This window comes from Caulobacter sp. 05L422 (genome assembly GCF_056397765.1).
Genome location: NZ_JBFTOB010000018.1, coordinates 128,882 through 134,881, shown reverse-complemented (window position 1 = coordinate 134,881; position 6,000 = coordinate 128,882). Strand labels below are relative to the sequence as shown.

The window sequence follows — 6,000 nt, the reverse complement described above, 5'->3', positions numbered from 1 at the left end:
GAGCCGTCGGCGATCGAGACGCCGTTGAACTTGGCGTTGGTGACAGCCTTGGTGATCTGGTCGCGCAGGCTGTTGAAGTCGGACTTCAGGGCGTTGAACGACGAGGTGTTCAGCGAGGTGTCGGAAGCGGCGAGAGCCTTTTCCTTCATTTTGCCCAGCAGGTCGGTGACGGTGTCGCCGGCGGCCAGGGCCACGTCGATGGTCGACTGGCCGCGTTGCAGCGAGTCCTTCACGGCGTTCAGCGAGTTGGCGGTGGTCGATTGGTTCTTGGCCATCGCCCAGATCGCGCCGTTGTCCTTGGCGTTACCGACCTTCTTGCCGGTGTTGATGCGTTGCTGCGTGACCTGAAGTTCGCTGTTGGTGGCGTTCAGGTTTTGCAGGGCGATCATCGCGCCAGCGTTCGTGTTGATGCTATTCAGCGGCATCGCGACAGTTCCTATTCAAGGGTTCCGACGTCATTTTGACTGCCGGGAGCATTTTGCTCGAGGAACTAGGTAGCAATGATCGGGCCAAAACTGCCCACTAGGCAAAAATAGTCAACACGCTGAAATACCAGAGTTATAGTTTAGTTTACCATATATTTGGTCGGCACTATTTGCCGAGCGCGGCGCGATCTAGGTAAAATTTGCCGGGCAAATTCAGGTTGGGTTCGGAATAGTTCGACGAACCCTGGTCCCTGAAAAAGAAATGCCGGACGGCCCTTGGACCGTCCGGCTTTGATCGCTTCTTGAAGCCTAGTCGCCGATCACTTGAAGAGCGAAAGGATCGACTGAGGCGTCTGGTTCGCGATCGACAGGGCTTGAACGCCCAGTTGCTGCTTCGTCTGCAGCGATTGCAGCTTGGCGCTTTCCTTGGCCAGGTCCGCATCGACCAGGTTACCGACACCCGCGTCCAGGCTGTCCTGCAGCTTACCCGTGAAGGTCAGATGCATGTCCAGACCGGTCGAGCTGGTGCCCAGGTTCGCCAACTTGTTCGTCGCCGTGGTCATCGACTTGGTGATCGTGTCGATCATGGTCTTGGCCGCGGCGGCGGTGGTGAAGGTCGACGTAGAAGCCAGGCCCAGGCCGACGAGCGACAGGGTCTTGGCAGCCACCGTGTAGGCGACACCGTCCGAGTTGCTGAGGAACTGCAGCTTGGACGTGGTGCCGTCAACGAGGCTGACGCCGTTGAACTTGGCGTTGGTGACAGCCTTGGTGATCTGGTCACGCAGCGAGGTGAAGTCCGAAACCAGGGCTTTGAACGAAGCGGTGTTCAGCGAGGTGTCGGAAGCGGCCAGGGCCTTTTCCTTCATCTTGCCGAGCAGATCGGTGATGGTGTCGCCAGCGGCAAGGCCGACATCGATCGTGGACTGACCGCGCTGGAGGGAATCCTTCACGGCGTTCAGCGATTGCGACGTCGCGCTTTGCATCTTAGCCATCGACCAGATCGCGCCGTTGTCCTTGGCGTTGGAGATCTTCTTGCCGGTGTTGATGCGTTGCTGAGTGGTTTGGAGCTCCGCGTTGGTTGAGTTCAGGTTTTGCAGCGCGATCATTGCGCCGGCATTGGTGTTGATCGAGTTCAGCATGGTGGTTCTCGCCATTTTGGGAGGATTGCCCCGGCGTTTTGCCGGTCGGGCGTTTTGCCCACGGAACCCATCGCAAGCGGCGGGCCACTCGGCGCCACCTCGGCGGTATTTTTAAGATGCTGATTTTGCTGGATATTCTCCAGCCTCGGGCCAGATACGAAACCGCCCGGCGAATGCAGAATTCGCCGGGCGGCAGGTTTTTCCGGAAAGGTTTGCCGGTGGACTGAAAGCGCCCTCCCCGGCCCTCGGAGCTCGAGGATCAGGCCGCGTCGGCGCGGCCCGCCAGGCCTTGCATGATCATGCGGTTGATTTCGATCAGCGGCTCGAAATCCTCCTCCTTGCGCATCACGGCGCTGGAGTGGCGGCCGACCCACAGGCTGAGCGAGATGATGCTGGCGCGCAGTTGCACCGGCAGGGTGTTTTCCGGCAGCGAGCAATCGGTCGCCAGCGCCGACCAGACCCGACGGTTCCAGTCGAGCGCGTCGATGCGCGTGGCGATGTCGTCCGCCGGCGCTTCGGACGCGGCCATCAGCGCGCGCGTCACCTGACCGAACAGACGATATTCCATCTCGCGCGGATTCTCGGTGCGCGTCGCCGTCTGTTGATAGGCCCTAAGAGACATGCCCCAACCTCTGATCTTCGTATTCGATTAGCTTGCGGCTCAGCATGAGCGCCTTGTAGTGCTCGCGCGCCATCACGTGCTTGGAGATGGCGATGCAGTCGGTCAGCACGTCGGGATTGCGCACCACGCCCATGAATTCGGTCAGGCGGGTGGCGAATTCCTCGTACTGGCGCTCGGCGTTGACCTCGTCCAGGTACATCATCATGACCGGGAAATAGATCCGACGCGCCGGCGTGGTGGCTTCGTCGGGCTGCATGATGTCCTTCTCACGCAGCACCGAGGCCTTGTTCTGAAGCACCAGGACGCCGCGACGGTCGCCGTTCTGGACCACCGCGCCGTTCAGCACGAACTTCTCGCCGGGTTTCAGCGACAGCTTCAATGGCACAAGGCCGCTCCCTCTTGCATTGCTGTGTCGCCCCCGACCCGTTGAGATAACGGCTTCAGAGCGCAAGCTAGGCGAAGGCGGTTAACGTCCTCTTGCCAGGCCTGCGGCCGTGGGACGCAGCTTAGGATACAATTAAGCATACTGACCCAGAGGATGACTCTCTCCAATCGCCAAGGCTTCAATAGATGTCCCGCAGTCGCGACACCCAGATTTCGGCCAGCGCCCTCGCCCAGGGCCAGGAAGCCGTGGCCAACGCCGTTCATCTGGGGGTGAAGGCGACGGCCATCGGCGATTCCGCTTCGGCCGACGCCCTCGCGCGGCTGGATCGCCAGGTCAACGAGGTGCGCAACCAGGACACCGCCAAGCTGGTGGCCCGCGCTATCCAAGCCATGCAGAGCCGCGATTTCGCCAAGGGCCAGAAGCTGGCGCTCAAGGCCTTGGAACGCGACGAGAAGCTGGGCGTGGCCTGGCACGTCCTGGGCATCGCGCGGGAGAAGACCGACGATTTCGCCGGCTCGATGCACTGCTACGAGGCGGCGCTGAGGCTGCTGCCCAACCATGGCCCGGTGGCCGGCGACCTGGGACGACTGGCCCTGCGCATCGGCATGCCGGAGCTCGCCGTCAAGTTCTTCCAGCACTATCTGAACGAGCGCCCCGGCGCCTTGGAAGGCATCAACAACCTGGCCTGCGCGTTGCGCGACCTCAATCGTTGCGAAGAGGCCATCGACGTCCTTCGTCCGGCGATCCAGGCCCATCCGGACCAGCCGCTGCTCTGGAACACCCTGGGCACGGTGATGTGCAGCCTGGGCGACGGCCAGACCGGCGTGACCTTCTTCGACGAAACGCTGCGGCTGAACCCCGAATTCGGCAAGGGCTACCACAACCGCGCCTACGCCAAGCTCGACCTCGGCGACGTCGAGGGCGCGCTGGCCGATTGCGACCGGGCGATCGCCCTGGCCGAGGACGCCGAGGACCTGGCGACCATCCAGTTCGGCCGCGCCACCATCCTGCTGGCCCTGGGCCGGGTGGCGGAAGGCTGGAAGGAATACGAAGTCCGCTTCTCCAACGACCTGGTCGAGGCGCCGCGCTTCACGATCACCGCGCCGCGCTGGCGTCCGGGCATGGACCTGACCGGCAAGTCGCTGATGATCTGCGCCGAGCAGGGCCTGGGCGACGAGGTGATGCTGGCCAACGTCATGCCCGACGTGATCGAGGCCCTGGGTCCCGACGGCGCCCTGACCCTGGCCGTCGAACGCCGGCTGGTCCCGCTGTTTCAGCGCTCCTTCCCCGACGCCGTCATCTATCCGCACAAGACGGTCGCATACGAGGGCCGGGTCTATCGGGGCGCGCCCGAGATCGAGGACTGGAGCGGCATCGATTTCTGGACGCCGATGGGCGCCCTGCTGGAGCCGTTCCGCTCCAGCCTGGACGCGTTCCCGAACCGTCCGAACTTCCTGACCGCCGATCCGGCCCGCGTCGAGCACTGGCGCCGGGAGCTGGAGAAGGCGCCGGCGGGCCCCAAGGTCGGGCTGTTGTGGAAGAGCTTGAAGCTGAACGGCGAACGCGCCCGCCAGTTCTCGCCCTTCATGCTGTGGCGGCCGGTCTTCGAGGCTCCGGGCCTGACCTTCGTCAACCTGCAGTACGGCGACTGCAGCGAGGAGATCGCCCTGGCCAAGGAGCAGTTCGGCGTCGACATCTGGCAGCCGCCCGGCATCGACCTGAAGATGGACCTCGACGATGTCGCCGCCCTGTGCTGCGCCATGGACATGATCGTCGGCTTCTCAAACGCCACCACCAACCTGGGCGGCGCGTGCGGCGCGCCGATCTGGATGCTGACCGGCGCCTCGTCCTGGACCCGCCTGGGCGCCCAGAACTACCCCTGGTACCCGCAGACCCGCTGCTTCATCACGCCGGACTACAACGACTGGAATCCGACCATGCAGGAGGTCGGCGCCGCCCTGCGCGAGCGCTTCCCGACCGCTTGAGCCGGCAGGCTCCGCCACGAGGCCACCGCATTTCAACGGTAGACGAGCACCGGTGTCCGGGCTTCAAGATCCCGTCCTAACCTTGGGTACGCCATTGCCGCTCGCCATACTCCAAGCTCGGATGTCTTCGACGCGGCTTCCCGGAAAGGTGCTGGCCGATCTGGCCGGGGCGCCGATGATCCTGAGGCAGATCGAACGGCTCAAGCGCGCGACCCGGCTGGAGCGGATCGTCGTCGCCACCTCGAACCAGGCCAGCGACGACCCGCTGGCCGTCTGCCTGATCGCCGCCGGCGTTCCCGTGTTCCGCGGTTCGCTGGACGACGTGCTGGCCCGCTATATCGGCGCGATCGAGGCCTTCGGGCCGATCCGCACCGTCGTGCGCCTGACCGCCGATTGCCCCCTCGCCGATCCGAGCGTGATCGACCAGACCCTGGCGCTCCATGAGCGCTCGGGCGCCGACTACACCTCAAACACCCCGATCCGGCGCAGTTTCGCCAAGGGCCTGGACGTCGAGGTCTTCGAATCCGTGGCCCTGAAGATCGCCGCCGACGAGACCGTCGATCCCTACGACCACGAGCACGTCACGCCGTTCCTCTACCGCCATCCCAATCGTTTCAAGATCGAGGGCCTTGAGCAGGCCGCCGACGAGGGTGAGGTGCGCTGGACGGTCGATCGGCCGGACGACCTGGACTTCGTCCGCGCCGTGTACGACGAACTCTACGCGACCAATCCGGCCTTTACCTCGGACGACGTGCGGGCTTTCGTGCGGAGCCGGCCGGACTTGGCCGCCCTGGGGGGAGATCGCCGCGCATGACCCTGCAAGCCTCGGACGCCGTCGCCTCGCACGCCGTCGTCCTTCGCGACGTGACCGACGGCGACCGCCAGAGGCTGCTGGACTGGCGCAACAGTCCCGAGGTCGCGGCCTTCATGTATTCCGACCACAGGATCGGCCAGGCCGAGCATGACCGCTGGTTCGACGGCATGGCCGGCGACGCCCGCCGTCGCTACTGGGTGATCGAGGTCGACGGCGAGCCGGTGGGCCTGGCCAACCTGGCCGACATCGACGCCCGCAACCGTCGCTGCGCCTGGGCCTACTATCTGGCCAGCCCGTCGGTGCGCGGCCTCGGCGCCGGTTCGTATATCGAGTTCTGGATGATCGAATACGTCTTCCGGACCCTGGGCTTCGACAAGCTTTGGTGCGAGGTGCTGCTGTCCAACGAGAGCGTCTGGAAGCTGCACGAGCGCTACGGCTTCCAGCGCGAGGCGCTGTTCCGCCACCACGTGATCAAGGACGGCGCGCCGGCCGACGTGGTCGGACTGGGCTTGCTCGCGGAAGATTGGCCGGCCCGGCGCGAGGAGATGGCCCAGCGCCTGCTGGCCAAGGGCTACGCCCTCCCCTTCGCCTAGCGCCCTTCACCTGAAATTCACGGAACAATCGTCGCGG

General features: G+C 64.5%; 7 protein-coding genes. 3 read left to right on the top strand and 4 right to left on the bottom strand.

Going from position 1 to position 6,000, the window contains the following annotated elements:
- The 4 genes from AC1DMQ_RS17725 to flbT all read right to left on the bottom strand — a co-directional run.
- Positions 1-425: flagellin (locus AC1DMQ_RS17725; RefSeq protein WP_477034871.1), on the bottom strand; the 425-nt coding region annotated here is incomplete at its 3' end.
- Positions 426-745: 320 nt separating this feature from the next.
- Positions 746-1,564 carry a flagellin gene (locus tag AC1DMQ_RS17720; protein WP_477034876.1) on the bottom strand — a complete coding sequence of 273 codons (819 nt, stop codon included), beginning with the start codon at positions 1,562-1,564 and terminating at the stop codon, positions 746-748.
- Between the two features lie 259 nt (positions 1,565-1,823).
- Positions 1,824-2,186, bottom strand: coding sequence for a flagellar biosynthesis regulator FlaF (gene flaF / locus AC1DMQ_RS17715; protein ID WP_012286916.1), 363 nt, complete (start codon positions 2,184-2,186; stop codon positions 1,824-1,826).
- Entirely contained in the window at positions 2,176-2,571 is a 396-nt protein-coding gene (gene flbT, locus AC1DMQ_RS17710) for a flagellar biosynthesis repressor FlbT (RefSeq protein ID WP_477034870.1), read from the bottom strand. The genes flaF and flbT overlap by 11 nt, the downstream gene beginning before the upstream one ends.
- 185 nt (positions 2,572-2,756) lie before the next feature.
- Between flbT and AC1DMQ_RS17705 the strand changes: the two genes are divergently transcribed.
- The 3 genes from AC1DMQ_RS17705 to pseH all read left to right on the top strand — a co-directional run bounded on the left by AC1DMQ_RS17705 (position 2,757) and on the right by pseH (position 5,963).
- Complete coding sequence (locus AC1DMQ_RS17705) at positions 2,757-4,556, top strand: tetratricopeptide repeat protein (protein ID WP_477034869.1); 1,800 nt, start codon at positions 2,757-2,759, stop codon at positions 4,554-4,556.
- A 94-nt stretch (positions 4,557-4,650) separates the two neighbouring features.
- The gene (locus tag AC1DMQ_RS17700) at positions 4,651-5,370 is read left to right on the top strand and encodes a cytidylyltransferase domain-containing protein (RefSeq protein ID WP_477034868.1); all 720 of its coding nucleotides are present in this window, start codon (positions 4,651-4,653) and stop codon (positions 5,368-5,370) included.
- On the top strand, positions 5,367-5,963 hold the full coding sequence (gene pseH / locus AC1DMQ_RS17695; protein ID WP_477034867.1) for a UDP-4-amino-4,6-dideoxy-N-acetyl-beta-L-altrosamine N-acetyltransferase: 597 nt from the start codon (positions 5,367-5,369) through the stop codon (positions 5,961-5,963). Before AC1DMQ_RS17700 ends, pseH begins: the two co-directional genes overlap by 4 nt.
- Positions 5,964-6,000: the final 37 nt, after the last annotated feature.